The organism is Nonomuraea wenchangensis (assembly GCF_900111685.1).
GTDB classification, from domain to species: Bacteria; Actinomycetota; Actinomycetes; order Streptosporangiales; family Streptosporangiaceae; genus Nonomuraea; species Nonomuraea wenchangensis.
The window spans coordinates 172,476-190,970 of sequence record NZ_FOHX01000022.1; the positions used below are offsets into that span (position 1 = coordinate 172,476).

Genomic DNA, 18,495 nt, shown 5'->3' on the forward strand with positions numbered 1-18,495 from the left:
TAGTAACGCATCAGCGCCTGGGCGACGGCGGCCCCGGACTCGGCGAAGGCGCGGGCGGTGGCCGGCTCCGGTGACGAGGGCGACCTGACCGGTGAAGTCGTAGACGGGATTCATGGCGTGGTGCCTCGGTACGGCGATCCTGGTGCTCGACGCGAGGACCTTGACCTGGAGCGGCCCCAGCCGCGCTCACCGTTGTCCGCCGCGCGCCGGCTTGCCACAATGGCGATGACCCGCAGGGAGGCGCCATGGCCGGGGACGGTGCGAGTCAGGCCATCTCGCGCGGCGACGCCCTGCTGGAGCAGGGCGATCTCGACGGGGCCGAAGCCGCCTATCACCGGGCTCTGGCCGCCGATCCGGGTTCGGCCGAGGCGCTCTACAGCCTGGGCTGTGTCGCCTCACATCGCGGCGACCATGCTGCCGGCCTCGACTGGGCCCGGCGAGCCATCGCGCTGGATCCGGCGCACCGCGGCGCCCGGGCTCTGGCCGGCAACGCGCTGCTGGGTCTCGAACGCCACGCCGAGGCGTTGGAGCACCTGCAGGCGGTCCACGAGGACCCGCCGGGCGGCGTTCACGTCCAGATGGCTCTCTGTCACGAGGGCATGGGGGATCTGGAACGTGCCGAGCTGGAGTTACGCGCCGTCCTGGAGCGGGACGTCACCTACCGGACTCGCCACCTCCCCATCGCCATGTACGACCAGTCGCCCTTCTGGGCCGACCTGCACGCCCATCTGGCCCGCGTGCTGCGCCGGCGCGGCGCTGACGAGGAGGCCCGGCTTCACTACCACCTGGCCAAACGCATCGATCCGACCGTCGAGCTCGATCCCGGCTATCTGGAGGTCATGCGGCGGGAGGACCTGGAAGACCATCCGATCGACCGGCACAGGGAACAGCACTGGCTGGACGAGCTCGACCTGAGCGGCCTGGGTGAGCTGGCGGAGCCGGTCCGCAGGCTCCTGGGCCTGGCGCATTCGGCCGACGCCGGCGAGCTGACCGCCGCGGTGGCCGCTCTCGGCGAGTCCGAACGAACCGACCTGGTGGATCCGGTCGTCGCGCTGATCAGGGCCAGGCAGGAGGCCGGTGACTTCTTGCTCTCGGCCAGGCTCCGTGCGGTGGGTGACCTGCTGGTGGGAGAGGACGGAAGCGAACTGTTCACGGCGGTGATCTCCAGCGGGTGGCGAAGGCTCCTGGAGGCGGCCGAGCGGCTGCACGGCCAGGAGTGGGACGAGGAGCAGGCACTGGCCGCCGCGGCGGCGGACGCTCCGGTGGGCGCACCAGACCTGCTGCTCGCCCTGGTGCGCCGGTTCGTCGCCGTCGATCCCGTGACCGGGCTCCCGCTCGCCCGGGTAGTGGCGGCGGCGCTTGGCGCGTACGAGCTGACGCCCGACGCGCTGGCCGCCCTGCTGACCACCGCCGAGGCCTGGCGGGACAGCGGCGACCTGATCGCCGCGGAGCGGACGGCCGTCATCGTGGCCGAAGAGGCCGAGCCGGGCGAGACCTTGCTGTCCGCCCTGGACCTGCTCAGCCGCGTCCAGCACGAACGCGGGCACGAGCACCGCGCCGTGGCCACCCTGCAACGCTATGTCGAGGAAGCCGACCGTTCCGGCGACCTGGACAGGCGTGTGCGCGGCCGCTACAACCTCGCGGTGAGCCTGAGTGCGACCGGGCAGCGCGAGCTCGCTCGTGAGGTCGCCGCCGAGGGGGCCGCGATGGCCGCACCCGGCTGGGCGGAGGCCGACTTCGACCGGCTCCTGGCCTGGATCGCCGGCACGCCGGCCGGGGTTGGCGACGCGTCCGAGGCACTGTGGGACAGCGCCATGGCCCTCGTCGACGAGGGCAGGAACGACGAGGCCCGCGAGACTCTGACGGAGCTGCTCCAATCGCTGCCCGCTCACCGGGTGCGGGAACGCGCCGCCGTCCGGCTCCAGCTCGCCCGCCTGCACGACCGGCACGAGCCGGCCGAAGCGGACCTGCGGCTCGCGCTGGCCGAGGCGATCCGCGTTGACGATCCGCAGCTTGAGCTCGCCGTCCGGCAGTCGTTGAGCGAGCTGCTCCTCGACGTCGATCCCGACGCGGCTGTGCATCATCACGGCCGGGTCGTACGGCTGCGGACCCAGCTGGCGGGGGAACCGAGCCCTGCCGGGAGCGCGCTGCGGGAGGCGGCGGACCCGGAGGCGGCCCTGGCCCGCATGATCGCCGAGCTGGAGACGATGAGCTCCCCGGGTGTGCGGCGGCGGGCCGCGGTGACCGCCGGAACGGCCGCCGTCGACCTGAACCGCCCGGAGCTCGCCGAGGCACCCCTCCGCCTGGCGATCGAGCTGGCCTCGGGCGGCGACTGGGCGGACGCCGACGACGAGCTGGCCGCCAGGATCGCCCTGGGCACGGCCTGCCGTTGGACGGGCCGCTATGACGAGGCGATCGTGCAGTACGAGGCAGCCCTGCGGGTGGCCGAGCGCTTCGGGGAAGAACTCCAGATCGCCGACATATCCGGCAGGCTTGGGATCGCCCTGCGCTACGCGGACCGGCTGGACGAGGCGGTAGCGGCCTACGAGCGCGCCGGCGACCTGCTGCGACGGTACGACCGTGCGCCGGGCCTCGCGATGAACCAGATGAACCTGGCCTCAGCGCTCTTCCTGCTGGGCCGCCGCGCTCAGGCGATGGCGATGGCGGCCGACGCGCTGGGGGAGTTCGAGCTGCTGGGTGAGCGGGAGTGGGCGCTGCGCACGCTGACACTGCTCGCCACGCACATCAGCTCGGCCGACGAGCTGCCGCCCAGGATCGCCCAGGCCCTGCGGGAGGGGGCCGCCCAGTCGTCGGATCCGCTGCTGCTCGGCTGGAGCTGGAGTGACCGGGCGCGCCGGCTGCTGGACGAGGGAGACATCGCCGGCGTGGAGCACGCCATGGGACAGGCGATCGAGGTCCACCGTGGCCGCGACCGCTACAACGAGGCGATGGCCCTGCTCAACCGCGCAAGCCTGCTCGGCCCTCACCTGCCGGAGGTGGCGCTCGCCGACGCCCGTGCCGCGCTGGAGATCGCCCGATCCCTCGGCCAGGAGACGCTCGCCGCCGACGCCGAGAGCGAGCTGCTCCGTCTGGCCCTGGCCCGCCGCGACGCCTCCTCCGTCGAGAAGCACCTCGGCTCGCTGACCACCCGCTGGACCCGCCTGCGGCGGAGCCTGCGCAGCGACCGCGACCGGGTGTCCTTGGCCGCCGAGGCGGCCGGCCTGACCAAGGCGGCCGCCGCGTACTACCTCGACGAGCAGGAGTTCAGCCGCGCCGCGCAGGCTCTCGACCAGTCGCGGGCGCTTGCTCTGGGCGATCTGCTGGCCACCCGCCTTGCGGACGACGTCCCACCGTCTCGGGCGAGAGCGTTGCTCGGGGAGCTGCCTGTCCCCACTCTCGCCGTCTCCCTCGACCACCTCGGCGACCGGCTCGTGCTGGGCCTCCTTCGCGCCGGCGACCCGGCTCCCCGTTTCGTGGACAGCCCGCTCGGCCCGGCCGAGGTGACCCGGCTCCTCGCCGACTTCGACCAGGAACTGGTCGAGTACGGCGGGCACGGCGCGCAGACCTGGCCGCCAAGGCTGCGGCAACTGCTGCGTCCCGCGCTGGAGGAGCTCGCATCCGGCGAGCAGGTGCTCTTCATGGCCGAGGGCGATCTCCAGCGGCTCCCGCTGCACGCCGTACTCGAAGGGGCTCCTGCCTTCTACGCGCCCAGCTTCACCACCCTCGCCCTGGCCAGGGCCCGCCCGCCCCACGCCTCCGCCGTCCCGCTGGTGACGGTGGGCGTCGCCTTCCCGGACGAGGCCAGGGCGGTGGCACTGACCTTCGAAGGCGGCAGGTGCGTGTCCGGCCGGCACTTGAGCAAGGAGGACGTACGCGAGTCCGTGGCGGCGGCGGCCATCGTGCATTTCGCCTGTCACGGTTACTTCGACACCCAGAACTTCACCGATTCCGGCTTGTTGCTGCGAGTCACGCAGGATCCGGTGCGCGAGGAGATCCTCTCCCTGCGCGATCTGGCCGACTGGCGGCTGCACGCCGACCTGGTCGTGCTCAGCGCCTGCGAGACAGGGCTGGGCCAGGTGGTGCCCAGTGACTTCCTCGGGCTCAGCCGGGGGATGCTGGCGGCGGGGGCCAGGGCCGTGCTGGCCACTTTGTGGCCGGTCGACGACACCCGCACCCAGGCGATCATCCTCGACCTCTACCGTCAGATGGAGCGGCAGCGCCGCGAGCGCGGCCGCGTCGACGTGGCCGCGGCGCTCGCGACGGCTCAGGCCCGGGCGCGCGAGAGTCTCCCGCTCTACGACTGGGCGGGCTTCAAACTGATCGGCTGGCCCTTGCTCGACCTTGCCAAGGAAGGCGCCCCATGACCGCAGAGGATCCGCTGTTCGCCACCTTCGACCTGGCCCCGCTCGACACCCGGGGCCGCCGCTCGTGGGCCGCAGAGCAGGTGTGGCAGACCGCGCGCCACAAGCGCAACCGCATCGCTCTCGGCGTGCCGCGCTGGACCTCGAAGGGCGCCGGCGAGTGGTCGCTTGAGCTCGACCTGACCCTCCTGCCCGACGAGGGCTGCCGCTTCCGCTCCGCGGAGCTCTCGCTGCATCTGCCCGGGGCCGTGCTGCGTGAGCTGGAGCCGATGGAGATCCAGGAGCAGGAGACAGTCGTCATCGAACGGTCCGGCGCGCTGCGCGCGACGCTGGAGCTGCCCGTGGGCCCGCTCTCTCCCGGCATGGAGGCCGAACGGGCCCGCTCGCGCCGCACCGAGCTGACCAGGACGCTGGTGAGTCTCGCCGCGTTCGGCGTGGGCACGAGCACCGCGGGGTGGCGCTTGCGGCTGACCGACGCGCGCGAGATCCCGATGAGCACCTCCGGGATGCGGGCGCTGGTCTCGGCCGGGGAGACGGTCAGCGGCGAGATCGCCTACTCGGTCGTGGCGCAGATCGAGGTGCTCACCGCTTTGGACCGGTGGCTCACCGCGGTGTTCACGCCATCTCCTGGCGGGCTGCGCTGCCGCCAGAATTTCCCGCCGGAGACCTAGCTGATCGGCTGTGCGGCCGCCGCTAGGGTGTCGCGGGGGTCGGTCATCGAGAGAAGAGGGTGCCTGCATGTCCGATGCGAAGGTGCGAGTCGAGACACGGCAGCCGCCGTCTGGGGACGGAAGGCAGATCTCTGCACGGCGCCATGGTTCTGCTGACCTGTCCGACCATGAGGACGACCTGCGCGCCGCCATCCAGTCGGTGCTGGCCACCGTGACACGGGCGCTGAAGGACACGCCCACGGTTCCCTTGCGTGTCGGGGGCCTTGAAGTGGGGTTCAACGTCGCGTTCACGCCGGGGGAAGGGGCCTATTTGTGCTCGTCGCCAGCGGATGGCACGTTCTCGGTGAAGCTGTCCTTGGCCTTCTCCGAGCCCGGGTCGGCGTCGTCCGCCCCAGCTCCTGACAAGGGTGCGGCCGAGACCCGGCCGAGCTCGGCCGGGTGAGGCGCCTGTGCCGTTGGCAGGAGTGCGGGTTCGGGCAGGCCACGCCGCGTCGGCAGGCCCAGCTCGGCCCTGGCGGCCCTGCGAAAGGCCCGCTCGGCGTGACGGCATTGCCCGTCGATCTCCGGCCAGGGCCGGGAGGGGCGGTCCCAGAGGTCCTGTGCCACGTCGTGCAGGTGCTCCAGCGCCGCCATCGTGCTGTCGGTTCGCGACAGGAGCGCGGCGCGAGAGTAGGCGGCCAACAGGTCGTCGGCGGCGCGGCGCTCGGTCATGCGGTCGGCCCGCAACCGCCCGGTGACGTCATAGAGGCCCAGGGCGGTGTGGAAGGTCTCGGTCACACGCGCGTAGGCGGTGTGACGAATCTCGTCCCACTGGCGACGCCGCTGGGCGCGTCCGCTCAGCAGTTGGGTGAGGAGGGAGGCGATGGCACCACCGATGATGGCGCCGGTGGCTCCCACGGTGGCGGCGAGAATCACGGCTTGTGCTTGCGACATCTGGAACCATGACATCTGGTCATCATCGCGTCATTCGCCGTGCTCGGCCAGCAGTGCTTCCAGTTCGGCGCGCAGTGCGCGCGATTCGTCTTCCCTGCCCGCCCTTCCCCGGATCAGGGCCTGATTATGGAGGGAGTAGCCGAGGCTCACGAGCTCGTCCGCGTCCTGCGCGGCGAGACGTCGCCACATGGTGAGTGCCTGCTCGCCCGCGGCGCACGACTCCTCCAATCGTCCTGTCTCGCTCAGCACTATCGACAGGTGATCCAGCGTGGACGCCATGTCCTTGGGGGAGGTGTGCGGGTCGGTCCGGTAGATCTCCATGCAGATGGAGAGCGCGATCAGGGCCTCGTCGGCGGCTTCCGCACGGGACAGCACGATCGCGCTCTCGTGAAGGATCATCGCCCGTAGCTTCTGAGAGCCCTCGTCCGTCACCGGCAGGTCCTTCAGAGCCGCCACCACAGCCCTGGAATGGGCCGCGGCGTCCTCCGGCCGACCGCCGTCGACCAGAGTCTGGGCGTAGATCCGCGCGATCCAGGCGTAGGACAGGGTCTGACCGGGTTGCCCGTCCGCTTCACAGAGACGTCGTCTGAGCTCCACCAGCTCCGCCATGGCCGCGAGAAGTTCCTCATCGCGGCCGAGCTCGCGCAGTTCCGTGATGTACAGGGACAGGACCTGATCGAGGCTCTCGACGCCACTCGGTCCTGTGGGCGTTCGGCGGATGTCGAAGGTGACCAGCGGATCGTCGTTCTGCTCCGTCTCCCGGTCGGAGAGTTCTCTGACGTGCCCCAGGATCTCTTCGAGCAATGCCGCGGCCACATCGTGCTCGCCGAGTCCTGCGTGGGTCTGAGCGCGAAGGGCCAGATTGTTGTCGAGGACGGGGGTCATGACGTCGGGAACGACCGCCACGTACCGGAGTGCGATGGCGGCACCCGCCTGGCTCAGGGCGATGGCTGCCCGAGGCGCGTCGACGGCGGAGGCGTGCCGCGCCACGTCCCACAGGCCCTCGGCCGCGACGAAGGCCGGCCAGTAGTTCTCCGGTGTGGCGCAATCGGCCAGCCGGGCCGCGGCGTCCTTCGCGATGTCCACTGCTTCGGGGACGTCTCCCCGGCGGGCCAGGGCCTTGGCTCGCAACATCATGAGCGTGGCATGGAGGACCTTCTGGTCCAGGTGGGCGTCGGCGTCGACGGTGTCCGAGGAGAGAGCCTCGACTCGTTCGCACAGCTCGATCGCGGTCGTGAAATCGCCGTCTTCGATCGCCCAGGACACGTACATCGCGAAGTTGGGCACGGTCATGACATCATCAGGGATCCGCCCTGCGCTCTCCCATAGAGACAGGACGTAGTCGTAAACGTTGGCGACCTCCGCCATGTAGGGCTTGATGTCGATGTCCTCGGCAACGAGTTGCGCTCCTTGGATGAAGGTCTTGAGGGCTTCGAGATAACGGTTCACCACGCTCTGCGGGTCCTGACGGAACACGGTGCCCAGGGCCGCGCACGCGCGTTCCAGCAGATGGACCACGGAGGCGAACGGTGCACCGGCGTGGCTGAGTTCCTGGGCCTGGAACATGAGGGTGACGCCCAGGGAGAGCAAGTTTTTCGAGTCTCGGACCGACAACCAGGTCAGGGCTTGGGCGGCTTCGCCATAGAGCGACGCGGCCTTGGCATGCTGGCCTTCGGTTTGAAGCATGCGCGCCAGTCGTGTCGCCTGGGCCTGGAAGGGGTCGGCATATGTGCCGGGCTGGTCGTGGTAGAGACCGCGCCAGATGTCGGTGCACTCTTGCGCGGCTGCGAGCGCCTCGCTGGTGCGTCCAAGGTGTTCGAGGCAGTTGAACTGATTGATGAGCAGCTGCGCGAGGGTTTCCTCGGGGAAGAGGTGTGCCTTCTCCTCGCAGGCGAGTTCCTCTCGCTGGAGGGCGACAGCGCGCGTCACCGCTTCGCAGGCTTGTGCGAACTCGCCGTTCCTCTCGTGGTAGAGACAGATGTTGTTCAGGGATCCGACCAGGAGCCGTCGGCGATCCTCGCGGGGAAGATCCGAATGGTCCAGGAGATGGACGACTTCCTGGCAGATCTGGTACGACTCCGTATGGTTTCCCACGCTGGTCAGGTTCGTCGCGTGGTTCGTCAGAGCGATGACGAACTCCTCGATGTCAGTGTCCCCGCCTCCCCTGCGCCGGTGGATCGCGGCCGACTCACCGCTGGCCAAGACAGCTTCGTCGATGCGCCCGGCTCGCCCGAGATAGCTGCTGAGTGTGGTGAGCTCGCGCGCGAGGTGCCGTTCGGCGTCGTCACCTTCAGGGGAGTCCCTCCACATCGAGACGATCCGCTCCTGCACCAGCAGGCCGAGGTCGGACAGGACTCCTCCCGCCGGCTGCATGTGGCTACGGATGGAGTACAGGCTCGACAGTTGTGCGGAGGGGTGGCCGATGACGACCCTCAGAGCCGTCAGAAGCGGCTCGGGATACGGCGTCTGCATGCTGACCAGACAGGCGAAGGGCAAGAACACGTGGTTGTGGATGGCGACCAGTTCCATCAGCTTGAACCTTATGGGCTGGATGTTCTCGCCGGCATGGGCGGCGGCGGCCGTGAGAACGGTGGTCGCGCGGTAGAGCTGCGCCCCGGTCAGGTGAGTCAGCGACCCGTCGTCGCTGGTGCTCGCGAGGTTGTCGAGCATCTCTGGTTCTGCCGCAACGGTGGCGGCCAGTAGGTACTCGAACAGCCAGTCGGGGGCCAGCTGACCCCAATATTCCGCCCGTGGGTCGGCGGGCGGATACAAGGCCGCGATCCAGTGGGCGATGGAACGCCTGGCTTCCTCGGCGACGTCGGACCGGAATCCCGGAAGCAGCCCGATCGTCCTTGCCGCACGCTGACGATTGTGGGCACCGCACAGCAGGCCGAAGACCAGCGCGACGTCCCGTGTCTCCTGATGTCCGAGGGATCGTTCGGCGGCCAGCCGGTTCCAATACTTCTTCTCGTGTCTCAGCAGAGTCTGTGCGGGGGACGTCGGTGTCTCGCTGCCTTCCTGCTCATCGTCGAGGACGCTGGCGAGGACGGCGATGTGCACGTTCAGCGGGAGGTATGCGGTCTGCGGCTGCAGGATCCATGGCAGTTTGAACGCGGGTGTCTGGTGCCTGCGGCTCTCGTAGCCGGGCACTTGACGCAGGGCGGTGTCGAATGCGCCGGCCACCATGGTGAGCAGTTCACCGGAGCCGGGGGCGAATTCGAGGCCGCTGAGCTCCTGCGGCGGGTGCGACAGCACGCCGGCCACGGTCTCATCGTTCAGGATCTGTTCCCACCACGGTCCGGCTGAGCGGGCCAGCATCAGGACTCGTACGGGATGTTGCCCGGGGTGTTCTGCGACGTGTCGCAGAAGTGCTGCCGCGGCCTCCGTGCGGGACTCGGCGTAGTCGATGAGCAGGAGAACAGGATGAGCGAGCCGGCTGAACGGGGCAAGGGTGGTCGCCGCATCGGAGAGTTCCCCGACGACCCAGCCGTTGCTGTACATGGTCTGGGCAAGCTGGCGGGCCAGCCGGGTCTTTCCCGTGCCACCCGGCGCGTGGATCAGTAAGCCGCTGACGTGCTCGTCTGATTCGCACCAGGCGACGAGGCGGCCGAGAGCCTGCGCACGACCGTAGAAGGGCACGACCTCGTATTCGGGGCGGAGCAGGGCGATCGGCGACTGCGGCCGGGTGAATCGACGCCAGGGGCGCAGGGTCTCCTCGAGTTCCACGGGCTCCAGGTGGAACGGATGGCCGGTGTGCCGTTCGACGATCTCGGTGAAGGAGCGGTCGTGGCGCAGGGAGGCGATGGACAGTGCTGTGAGGCGGCGGTCACCGTAGTTGTCGGCGACCTCGACAATGATCGCGATCACCAATGAGTCGGCATCGGACAGAACGGCCGCTCCGGACATGCCTGACCACAGGGTGCCCTCGCCCGGTGCGGATTCGGGCCAGGTCGTCGGCACAACGTCGACCAGCCCTCCCGAGCCGCGGGTGAGCGGCATGATCTCGGCAGGCACCTGCTCCGGTTCCGCGACACCATCGGGCTGCACCAGGGCGTCGGGGTAGCCGGTGGCGCTGCAGCGCACAGCAGGGCCACGGCTGACGATCCAGCCCCAGCGGACCGGAGGCAGGCCGATAGGGCGGTAGGCGGGGTCGTCGATCTCGATGAGCGCGGCGTCCGGCGACGAGCCGTCGCCGTCGCCGTGAGCACGCCAGATCACCGTACCGGTGACACGGTGGGGGCCCAGGCGCGCCTCCAGGGTTTCCCCTTCTGACCCGGCGACGTGGGCCGCGGTGAGGATGAGCCGGTCAGCGACCAGGTAGCCCGAGCCGAAGTCGGTGCCCTCTTCCCCCGGCGAAGAGCGTTCAAGAGCCACCACGCGTAGATCTGTCACGCCGGCATCCCTCCCACGGCGACGGACGTTCCATGCCCGTACATCCGCGCCGGGCCCTGCCGCATTACAGAAGGTCAGGCCGCTAGAGATCTTCGAGGCTCGGCGGCCGGTGGTTGTCGCGGCGCCCCAGATCGGCCAGAAGCACTTCGGCCGCCTCCCGAAAGGTCCCCTTCACTCTCGCGCTGCAGACTTCTTATGCGGTTGCATAGTAGCCTGTTCAGTTGAGCAACAAACTATGCGCGTGGATAGGAGCTCTGGGCAGTGACGACACCAGGACCCGACGCCGAGGACCTGACCGCCCGCGCGCGGATCAGAGATGCGGCCTTGCGGCATTTCGGGGAGCAGGGCTTCGACCGGGCGACGACCCGGGCGATCGCCGAGACCGCGGGCGTCTCCCCGGGGCTGCTGCGCCATCACTTCGGGTCCAAGCAGGCGTTGCGCGAGGCGTGCGACGCCCACCTGGTCAAGCTGATCAGCAGGATCAACGAGCAGGCCGCCGCCGGCATGAACGGCGTGAACCACGTCGCGGCCTCCATGGCGGCCCTCGGGCCTTACCAGCGATACCTGGCGCGCGCCCTGACCGAGGGACGGGCCGAGCCGGTGTTCGACGCGATGGTCCAGATGAGCGAGCAGTGGCTCGCGGGGCTCGACGAGCGCCGCTCCGACCCGCCCCTCGCCGACCGCAAGGCCAGGGCGACGGTGGGCACGGCGATGGCCCTGGCCGTCGCGATCCTCCACGAGCACGTGTCCCGGGGGCTGGGCGCCGACGTGTCCGGCCAGGAGGGCTCCCACCTGCTCGCCCTGACCCTGCTCGACCTCTACTCCCACCCCTGGCTCAGCCCGGAGGAGGCCGCCGCCTACCGCGACGCCCTGGACAGGACCCGTTCGACCAAGGAGCATCCCGATGAGTGACGCGATATCCGTCGCAGGCTTGGTCAAGACGTTCGGCTCCACCCGCGCGCTGGACGGCCTCGACCTCGTCGTGGGCGCCGGCGAGGTGCACGGCTTCCTGGGGCCGAACGGCGCGGGCAAGAGCACCACGATCCGGATCCTGCTCGGCATGCTTCGCGCCGACGCGGGCGCCGCCAGGCTGCTCGGCGGCGATCCGTGGGCCGACGTGGCGGAGCTGCACCGCAGGCTGGCGTACGTACCCGGAGATGTCACGCTGTGGCCCCAGTTGTCCGGCGGCGAGGTGATCGACCTGCTCGGACGGCTGCGCGGCGGGCTCGACGGACGGCGCCGCGCCGAGCTGCTGGAGCGCTTCGACCTGGACCCACGCAAGAAGTGCCGCGCCTACTCCAAGGGCAACCGGCAGAAGGTCGCCCTGATCGCCGCGCTGGCCTGCGACGCCGAGCTGCTCATCCTCGACGAGCCCACCTCCGGCCTGGACCCCCTGATGGAGGAGGTCTTCCGCGACACCGTCCGGGAGGAGCAGCGCCGCGGGGACCGTACGGTGCTGCTGTCCAGCCACATCCTGGCCGAGGTCGAAGCGCTGTGCGACCGGGTGACCATCATCAAGGACGGCCGTACGGTCGAAAGCGGCTCCCTGGCCGGTCTGCGCCATCTCACCCGCACCTCCATCCAGGCCGACCTGGCGGCGCCGGCGGAGAGGCTGGCCGGCCTGCCCGGGGTGCACGACCTGCGCGCCGAGGGCAGCCGGGTGTGGTTCGACGTCGACAACGCCGACCTGGACGCCGTGCTGCGCCACCTCACCGGCGCCGGAGTACGCGCCCTCGTCAGCCGGCCCCCCACCCTGGAGGAGCTGTTCCTCCGGCACTACGACCGCACCGGCAGGACCGACGGGCGACGCGCGGGAGCGACCGCATGAACCCGTTCACCGGCACCGGCCACCTGGCCCGCCTGGCGCTGCGCCGCGAACGCGCCATCGCCCCCTGGTGGATCCTGCTGATCGTGAGCATGAGCCTGGTCATGGTGGCCTACATCAACCGCTACATGGCCACCCAGGAGCTGAAGCTCACCTACCTCGGCATCATCACCAGGACGCCCTTCCTCCACGCGATCGGCGGCGGCCAGGTGGAACCCCGGCTCGAAGTGCTGGCGACGTGGCGCAGCGGCGGCTTCCTGTACGTGGCCGGCGCGTTCGCCGCCCTGATGTCGGTCATCCGGCACACCCGCAGGGAGGAGGACGCGGGCAGGACCGAGCTGGTCCGCGCCGCCGTCGTGAGCCGTCGCGCCCCGCTGGCCGCCGCCGTGCTGGTGGCGGCGGGCATCAGCCTGCTCGCCGGTGCGCTGACCGCGGCCGCGCTGATCACGGTCGGGCTTCCGCCGATCGGATCGATCGCGTACGGCGCCGCCATCGCGCTCGCGGGCTGGCTGTTCGGCGGCGTCGCCGCGGTCGCCGCCCAGCTCGCCGCCGGCGCCCGCACGGCCACCACGATCGCCGTGTCCGTGCTCGGCCTCGCCTACGCGATGCGCTTCGCCGGGGACGCCATGGGACAGCCCTGGCTGAAATACCTGTCCCCGATCGGCTGGAGTCACCTCGTGCAGCCGTACCAAGGCGAGCGGTGGTGGCTGGTCGGTGTCGTGTTCGTGGTGGGCGCGGCGCTGTACGCGCTCGCGTTCCGGCTGCTCGACCGCCGCGACCTCGGGGCCGGGGTGCTGACCGAGCGGCCGGGCCCGGCCTCGGCTCCGGAGCTGCGTGGCCCGGTCAGCCTGGCCTGGCGGCTGCACCGCGGCCTGCTCCTGAAGTGGGCGGTGGGGGTCGGGGTCTTCGCGGGGGCCGCGGGCGGGCTGTCCCCGTTGACGAACGACCTGCTCACGCGGCCGAGCGTCATGCTCGACACCATCACCACCATGATCGGCATGCGGTCGCCGTCACTCGCCGCGTACGTCTGGTACCTCATCATGATCATGGCGTACGCCGTCGCGCTCTACCCGGTGCTCATGGTCATCCGGCTCCGGGCGGAGGAGGTCTCGGGCCGCGGGGAGGCGGTGCTGGCCACCCCGCTGACCCGGCTGCGCTGGGCGTGCGGGCACCTGCTCGTGACCGGGCTCGGCACAGCCGCGCTGATGGCCGTCGCCGGTCTGGTCTTCGGCACGGTGTTCTCGCTGCTCGTCGGCGACCTCGCCGTCGATCTGCCCCGCTTCGTCCTGGGGGCGCTGACGACCGTCCCGGCGGCGTGGAGCGTGGGGGCGGTGTGCCTGCTCGCGTACGGGCTGGTGCCGCGGGCCGGCGTGGCGATCTCCTGGCTGGCCTGGGTCCTGACCTGCGCGCTGGGCCAGGTCATCACCCCCTTCTACGGCTTCTTCGGCGGTTTCCCCGTGGAGCCGTTCCACTACGTGGCGAACGCGATGACCGGGGCGCCGTACGACGCCCGCCCGGCCCTCGCGCTCACCGCGGTCACCGCCCTCCTCCTCGCCGGCGGCCTGCTGTCCCTGCGCCGACGCGACTTCGGCTGACCTCGGCCCGCGAGGCCGAGGGCCCGGCTCTCGCGTCGGGTGGGCGCCGGGTCACAGCGCGATGCGGACGGTCTTGACCTGGGTGTAGGTGTCGAGTCCTTCCAGGCCGCCTTCGCGGCCCAGGCCGGACTGCTTGTAACCGCCGAAGGGGAGGTTGCCGGTGCTCATCTCGGCCCAGGTGTTGATCCAGACGGTGCCGGCCTCGATGGCCGCGGCCATGCGGTGTGCGGTGGTGAGGTTGGTGGTCCACACGGAGGCGGCCAGTCCGTAGTCGGTGTCGTTGGCCTGGGCGATGGCGTCGTCGATGTCGGTGAAGGTGGTGATCACGCCGACGGGGCCGAAGATCTCCTCGCGTACGACGCGCATGTCGGGGCGGACGTCGTCGAGGAGGGTGGGGGCGAAGAAGTATCCGTGGTCGCCGAAGCGCCCGCCGCCGGTCACCACGTTCGCGCCCTCCTCGCGGGCGATGTCGAGGTAGGAGCTGACGCGGTCGAACTGCGCCTTGGTGGAGAGCGGTCCCACCAGCGTGCCCTGGGTGAGCGGGTCGCCCGGGGCGAATGCCTCCATCGTCTTCAGCAACCTCTCGACGAACTCCTCGCGGATGCTCTCCTCGACGAACACCCGTGACGCGGCGACGCAGGCCTGTCCCGCGTTGCCCAGGAAGCCGGCCGCCACGCCGCGGACCGCGACGTCGAGGTCGGCGTCGGCGAAGACGACCGACGGCGACTTGCCGCCCAGTTCGAGCGTTACGCGCTTGAGTGTGTCGGTGGCCTGGCGCTGGACCAGCTTGCCGGTCGCGGTCGACCCGGTGAAAGCGATCTTCGCGACACCGGGGTGCGCGACCAGCGCCTGGCCCGCCTCGGCGCCCAGGCCGGTGACGACGTTCACGACACCGGCCGGCAGGTCGGTGCCGGCCAGCAGCTCGGCCAGGCGCAGCGTGCTCAGCGAGGCGGTCTCGGCCGGCTTGAGCACGACGGTGTTGCCGGCGGCCAGGGCCGGGGCGAGCTTGCTGGGCAGTTGGCCCATCGGGCCGTTCCAGCCCCAGATGATGCCGACGACGCCGAGGGGCTCCTTGCGGGTGTAGGCCATGCGGTCCTTGCCCGCGGGAACGCTCACGCCGGACAGCTTGGTAGGCCAGCCCGCGTAGTAGCGGAAGATCTCACTCGCCTCGGCCAGCATGTGTGCGGTCAGCATGCGGGGTGCGCCCATGTTGACCGAGTCGATGGTGGCCAGTTCGTCGGCGTGCTCCTCGATGACGTCGGCGATCTGGTTCAGGATCCGGCCGCGCCGGTCGGGGCTCATCTCCGCCCAGGCGGGGTCGGTGAACGCCGCGCGCGCGGCGTGGACCGCGGCGTCGACGTCGGCTGCCTCGCCACGCGGCACGCTGGCCAGCGCCTCCTCGGTGGCCGGGTCGGTGTTCGGCAGCGTTCGTCCGGAGACTGCGGCGACCTGTCGGCCGCCGATCCACATCATCCGCTCCCCGTCCCGTACGAACGCGGGGATGTCACGGCGGGCGGTGTCGGCGACGGGCGGGACGCTCACAGGTGCGGTCATGGTTGTTCCTCTCGTCCTAAACGGATTGCCTATCCGGTTAACGTAACGGATAGCCTATCCGTTTGCAAGAGGAAGTGAGAAGGGTATCCGGTACGATGAGGTTCGGACGCCGAAGGAAGGAAGCATCCGCCGTGAGCGCTGAGCCCGCCCCTGCCCGGCGTGCCGATGCCGAGCGCAACCGGTCGAAGATCATCGCGGTCGCCCGCGAGGCCTTCGCCGAACCCGGTGCCGCACCGTCGATGGCCGAGATCGCCCGACGCGCCGGCGTCGGCATGGCCACGCTCTACCGCAACTTCCCCAGCAGACTCGACCTGGTTGAGGAACTCTTCCGTCACACCGTCGACGACATGTGCCAAGCCGCCGAATCCGTCAGTGGCGACACGCCTGGCGAGGCCTTCTTCGCCTGGCTCATGCGCTTCCACGCCATCGGCGCCCGCAAAGGACCTCTCGCCTCCGTCCTCCTCTCCGAATCCGCCCATGGCACCCCCATCCTCCGCGCCAGCCGCTCCCGTACGATCGCGGCCGGCGAACCCCTTTTCCGCGCCGCGCAACGCAGCGGAGAAGTACGCGACGACGTCTCTCTCGGACAGATCCTCGACGGCCTCGTCGCGCTCGCCGGCATCGACAACGACCCGGACTTCCCCGGCGCCCTGATCCGCGTCCTGCTCGACGGTCTGCGCCCGAGTCCGCACGCCACTTGATCGGCGTCCGTCTCCCCGTAAGACCCCGCGCTCACCTGCGCCGCCGCACGCTCGATGAAGTCCCGGGGAGGCCGGCTCGTGAAAGCCCGACGCTAAGGGCTCTGGACGAGGTTCGCCTCTTAGGCGGCGATGACCAGATGGACCCTGGCGCGGGCGTCGAGCTTCAGCAGCAGGCTGCTGACGTGCGTCTTGACCGTGCTCAGCGTGTCGGCCAGGGGGACGCGCGAAGCGCCGGGCCGTAACGTCCGCCAGAAGGCCGGGCTGAACCGGGGCGTCCTCGCCGCCGGGTGGGGCCGGCTCGTGCAACGGCTGGAGCACAAGGCTCCCGGCCGCGTCCAGAAGATCAACCCGCGTCACACGTCGCAGACCTGCAACGCCTGCCGGCACCGCGCAGCCGAGTCGAGAGAGAGACAATCTCGATTCCGCTGCGTCGCCTGCGGGCACCAGGCGCACGCCGACGTCAACGCGGCCAAGAACCCCCACCTTCAGGCGGGGCTGTTAGCTGTTAGCGAAATCATCAGTGTTCTTCAGTCTTCATGCGGGATCATCTGTGTGTGAAGCTTTCCGAGTGGGCGCGGCGGAATGGCGTGCACTACCAGACCGCCTGGCAGTGGGCACGAGACGGGAAAATGCCGGTCCCGATCGTCAAGACCGCTACCGGCCGGTACCTGGTGCTCGAGCAACCGTCCGAACGGGATGGTCGGACGGTGGCGTACTGCCGGGTCTCGAGCGCCGACCAGAAGACAGACCTCGAGCGGCAGGCAGGCCGAGTCGTCACAGCTGCCACCGGAATGGGGCTGACCGTTGCCGAAGTGGTGAGCGAAATCGGCTCCGGTCTGAACGGCAGACGGCCGAAGCTGGCCCGCCTGCTGCGTGATCCGCAGGTCACCACGATCGTGGTCGAGCACCGCGACCGGCTGACCCGGTTCGGTCTCGAGCATCTGTCGGCCGCGCTCCAGGCGAGCGGGCGGCGCATCGTCGTGATCGATGACGCCGAAGTCGATGACGATCTGGTGCGGGACATGACCGAGATCCTCACCTCGTTCTGCGCCCGCCTGTACGGGCGGCGTTCGGCCTCACGCCGCGCGAAGGCGGCTCTGCGCGCGGCGCGGGACGCGGCATGACCGACCGGCAGGGCTTCCGCGTGGAACTGGCTCCAACGCTCGAGCAGCGCGCCCGGCTCGGGCAGCACGCTGGACTGTCGCGGGTGGTGGAGAACTTCTGCCTCGAGAAGGTCAAAGCTGCGCTCGAGCAGCGTGAGGCGGAGAAGACGTACGGAATTGCCGACTCGGACCTGACGCCGGTCCCGTGGTCCGCCCCGGCGCTGGAGCGGCTGTGGCGTCTGGAGCACCGCGACCGCTATCGGTGGTTCACCGAAGAGGGCTTGTCCTCGAGGGTGCCGAAGGAGGCGTGCCGGGTCCGTGCGGCCGGGTTCAAGAACTTCTTCGACTCCAGGTCGGGGACGCGGAAGGGGCGGAAGGTCGGCTTCCCTGACTGGAGGAAGCGCAAGCATGGCTCGAGGTTCCGCTACGACGCCGACCGCGCCCGCCCGCTGTCTGCTCGAGTCGTCGCCCTGCCCGGCGTGGGGAAGGTAAGCACGTTCGAGGACATGTCGTGGCTGACCGACCGCATCCCGGATGGACGGGCCAGGGTGATCGGCTCCACCGTTCGTGAGCAGGCGGGCCGCTGGTGGGTGTCGTTCCAACTCGAGATCGACCGGACCGACATCAACGAGCGGCGAGCGGTCTCGAGTGATGCGCCCGCGTGTGGGATCGATGTCGGGGTGAAGACGTTCGCCACCATCGTGGACGACGACGGCGTGGTGACCGAGATCCACGCCCCGAAGCCGCTCAAGGCTGCCCTGAGGAAGCTCCGCAGGGCGGGCAAGGCGGTCTCGAGGAAACGGCTCGGCTCGAGCAACCGGGCCAAGGCTGTCCAGCGTCTGGCCAAGGTTCACCTTGAGGTGGCAAACCGGAGGGCCGACTTCCTGCACAAGACGACGACGATGCTCGCGAGATCCAAGCGGGCCATCGCCGTCGAGACCTTGAACGTCGCCGGAATGGTCACGAACAGGAGACTCGCCCGCCCGATCTCCGATCTCGGTTTCGGCGAGTTCTTCCGTCAGCTCGAGTACAAGGCGCGGTGGTACGACTCGAGCGTGTGGGCGGCCGACCGCTGGTTCCCGTCCTCGAGGCTCTGCGGCGGGTGTGGGGCGATCAACCGAGATCTCACACTCGCCGACCGGGTGTGGACGTGCGGGTGCAGAAGCGAGCACGACCGTGACGTCAACGCCGCCCGCAACCTGCTTAACGCGATGACGCTCGAGCAGCAAGCAGCCTAGTTCCACGTCGCCGGGCAGTTCCTTGGAGACGCTAAACGCCTGTGGAGGCGACGTAAGACCTCGAGCAATCGAGGCAGATGCCAGAGAATCAGGCAAGAGGATCACTGAGATTCTCCGAACGG

The 18,495-nt window shown here is 70.0% G+C and carries 13 protein-coding genes and 1 pseudogene; 10 read left to right on the forward strand and 4 right to left on the reverse strand.

Annotated features, from left to right (window positions below; genetic code table 11):
* The first annotated feature begins 245 nt into the window (after window positions 1-245).
* The 3 genes and pseudogenes from BMW85_RS42760 to BMW85_RS52715 all read left to right on the forward strand — a co-directional run.
* Window positions 246-4,364: a CHAT domain-containing protein gene (locus BMW85_RS42760; RefSeq protein WP_091093108.1), complete on the forward strand. Its 4,119-nt coding sequence runs from the start codon at window positions 246-248 to the stop codon at window positions 4,362-4,364.
* Window positions 4,361-5,032, forward strand: coding sequence for a hypothetical protein (locus BMW85_RS42765; protein WP_091093109.1), 672 nt, complete (start codon window positions 4,361-4,363; stop codon window positions 5,030-5,032). Before BMW85_RS42760 ends, BMW85_RS42765 begins: the two co-directional genes overlap by 4 nt.
* A gap of 67 nt (window positions 5,033-5,099) precedes the next feature.
* Window positions 5,100-5,327: pseudogene (locus BMW85_RS52715) on the forward strand (hypothetical protein); the annotation flags it as partial.
* Between the two features lie 11 nt (window positions 5,328-5,338).
* Here BMW85_RS52715 and BMW85_RS42770 read toward each other — a convergent pair.
* Both BMW85_RS42770 and BMW85_RS42775 read right to left on the reverse strand, forming a co-directional pair.
* Window positions 5,339-5,980, reverse strand: a complete 642-nt coding sequence (locus BMW85_RS42770; protein WP_091093110.1) for a hypothetical protein — start codon at window positions 5,978-5,980, stop codon at window positions 5,339-5,341.
* A 15-nt stretch (window positions 5,981-5,995) separates the two neighbouring features.
* On the reverse strand, window positions 5,996-10,357 hold the full coding sequence (locus BMW85_RS42775) for a hypothetical protein (RefSeq protein ID WP_143082601.1): 4,362 nt from the start codon (window positions 10,355-10,357) through the stop codon (window positions 5,996-5,998).
* A 261-nt stretch (window positions 10,358-10,618) separates the two neighbouring features.
* On the opposite strand from BMW85_RS42775, the gene BMW85_RS42780 reads away from it, so the two are divergent.
* Genes BMW85_RS42780 through BMW85_RS42790 form a run of 3 tightly spaced genes read left to right on the forward strand, consistent with a single transcriptional unit; the run spans window position 10,619 to window position 13,777 of the window.
* Window positions 10,619-11,269 carry a TetR/AcrR family transcriptional regulator gene (locus BMW85_RS42780; RefSeq protein ID WP_091093113.1) on the forward strand — a complete coding sequence of 217 codons (651 nt, stop codon included), beginning with the start codon at window positions 10,619-10,621 and terminating at the stop codon, window positions 11,267-11,269.
* Complete coding sequence (locus BMW85_RS42785; protein WP_177241168.1) at window positions 11,262-12,185, forward strand: ABC transporter ATP-binding protein; 924 nt, start codon at window positions 11,262-11,264, stop codon at window positions 12,183-12,185. Before BMW85_RS42780 ends, BMW85_RS42785 begins: the two co-directional genes overlap by 8 nt.
* A complete protein-coding gene (locus BMW85_RS42790; RefSeq protein ID WP_091093116.1) occupies window positions 12,182-13,777 on the forward strand; it encodes an ABC transporter permease in 1,596 nt (531 codons plus the stop codon). Before BMW85_RS42785 ends, BMW85_RS42790 begins: the two co-directional genes overlap by 4 nt.
* Window positions 13,778-13,828: 51 nt before the next feature.
* On the opposite strand, the gene BMW85_RS42795 is transcribed toward BMW85_RS42790, so the two are convergent.
* Entirely contained in the window at window positions 13,829-15,331 is a 1,503-nt protein-coding gene (locus tag BMW85_RS42795) for an aldehyde dehydrogenase family protein (RefSeq protein WP_091093118.1), read from the reverse strand.
* A gap of 131 nt (window positions 15,332-15,462) precedes the next feature.
* Between BMW85_RS42795 and BMW85_RS42800 the strand changes: the two genes are divergently transcribed.
* The gene (locus tag BMW85_RS42800) at window positions 15,463-16,032 is read left to right on the forward strand and encodes a TetR/AcrR family transcriptional regulator (RefSeq protein WP_218156181.1); all 570 of its coding nucleotides are present in this window, start codon (window positions 15,463-15,465) and stop codon (window positions 16,030-16,032) included.
* A 119-nt stretch (window positions 16,033-16,151) separates the two neighbouring features.
* Here BMW85_RS42800 and BMW85_RS51685 read toward each other — a convergent pair whose 3' ends face one another.
* On the reverse strand, window positions 16,152-16,352 hold the full coding sequence (locus BMW85_RS51685; protein ID WP_245775404.1) for a helix-turn-helix domain-containing protein: 201 nt from the start codon (window positions 16,350-16,352) through the stop codon (window positions 16,152-16,154).
* On the opposite strand from BMW85_RS51685, the gene BMW85_RS51690 reads away from it, so the two are divergent.
* Genes BMW85_RS51690 through BMW85_RS42815 form a run of 3 tightly spaced genes read left to right on the forward strand, consistent with a single transcriptional unit; the run spans window position 16,333 to window position 18,373 of the window.
* Window positions 16,333-16,590 (forward strand): zinc ribbon domain-containing protein, encoded by a 258-nt coding sequence (locus BMW85_RS51690; RefSeq protein WP_245775402.1) that lies wholly within the window; start codon window positions 16,333-16,335, stop codon window positions 16,588-16,590. The genes BMW85_RS51685 and BMW85_RS51690 overlap by 20 nt on opposite strands.
* The gene (locus BMW85_RS42810; RefSeq protein WP_091091846.1) at window positions 16,587-17,156 is read left to right on the forward strand and encodes an IS607 family transposase; all 570 of its coding nucleotides are present in this window, start codon (window positions 16,587-16,589) and stop codon (window positions 17,154-17,156) included. Before BMW85_RS51690 ends, BMW85_RS42810 begins: the two co-directional genes overlap by 4 nt.
* Window positions 17,153-18,373, forward strand: coding sequence for an RNA-guided endonuclease InsQ/TnpB family protein (locus BMW85_RS42815; RefSeq protein WP_091093121.1), 1,221 nt, complete (start codon window positions 17,153-17,155; stop codon window positions 18,371-18,373). The genes BMW85_RS42810 and BMW85_RS42815 overlap by 4 nt, the downstream gene beginning before the upstream one ends.
* The last annotated feature ends 122 nt before the right edge of the window (window positions 18,374-18,495 follow it).

Bases quoted from the DNA above. Each gene is read 5' to 3' on its own strand.
- BMW85_RS42760 (WP_091093108.1), top strand. From the start codon at position 246: ATGGCCGGGGACGGTGCGAGTCAGGCCATCTCGCGCGGCGACGCCCTG.
- BMW85_RS42765 (WP_091093109.1), top strand. From the start codon at position 4,361: ATGACCGCAGAGGATCCGCTGTTCGCCACCTTCGACCTGGCCCCGCTC.
- BMW85_RS42770 (WP_091093110.1), bottom strand. From the start codon at position 5,980: ATGTCATGGTTCCAGATGTCGCAAGCACAAGCCGTGATTCTCGCCGCC.
- BMW85_RS42785 (WP_177241168.1), top strand. From the start codon at position 11,262: ATGAGTGACGCGATATCCGTCGCAGGCTTGGTCAAGACGTTCGGCTCC.
- BMW85_RS42790 (WP_091093116.1), top strand. From the start codon at position 12,182: ATGAACCCGTTCACCGGCACCGGCCACCTGGCCCGCCTGGCGCTGCGC.
- BMW85_RS42795 (WP_091093118.1), bottom strand. From the start codon at position 15,331: ATGACCGCACCTGTGAGCGTCCCGCCCGTCGCCGACACCGCCCGCCGT.
- BMW85_RS42815 (WP_091093121.1), top strand. From the start codon at position 17,153: ATGACCGACCGGCAGGGCTTCCGCGTGGAACTGGCTCCAACGCTCGAG.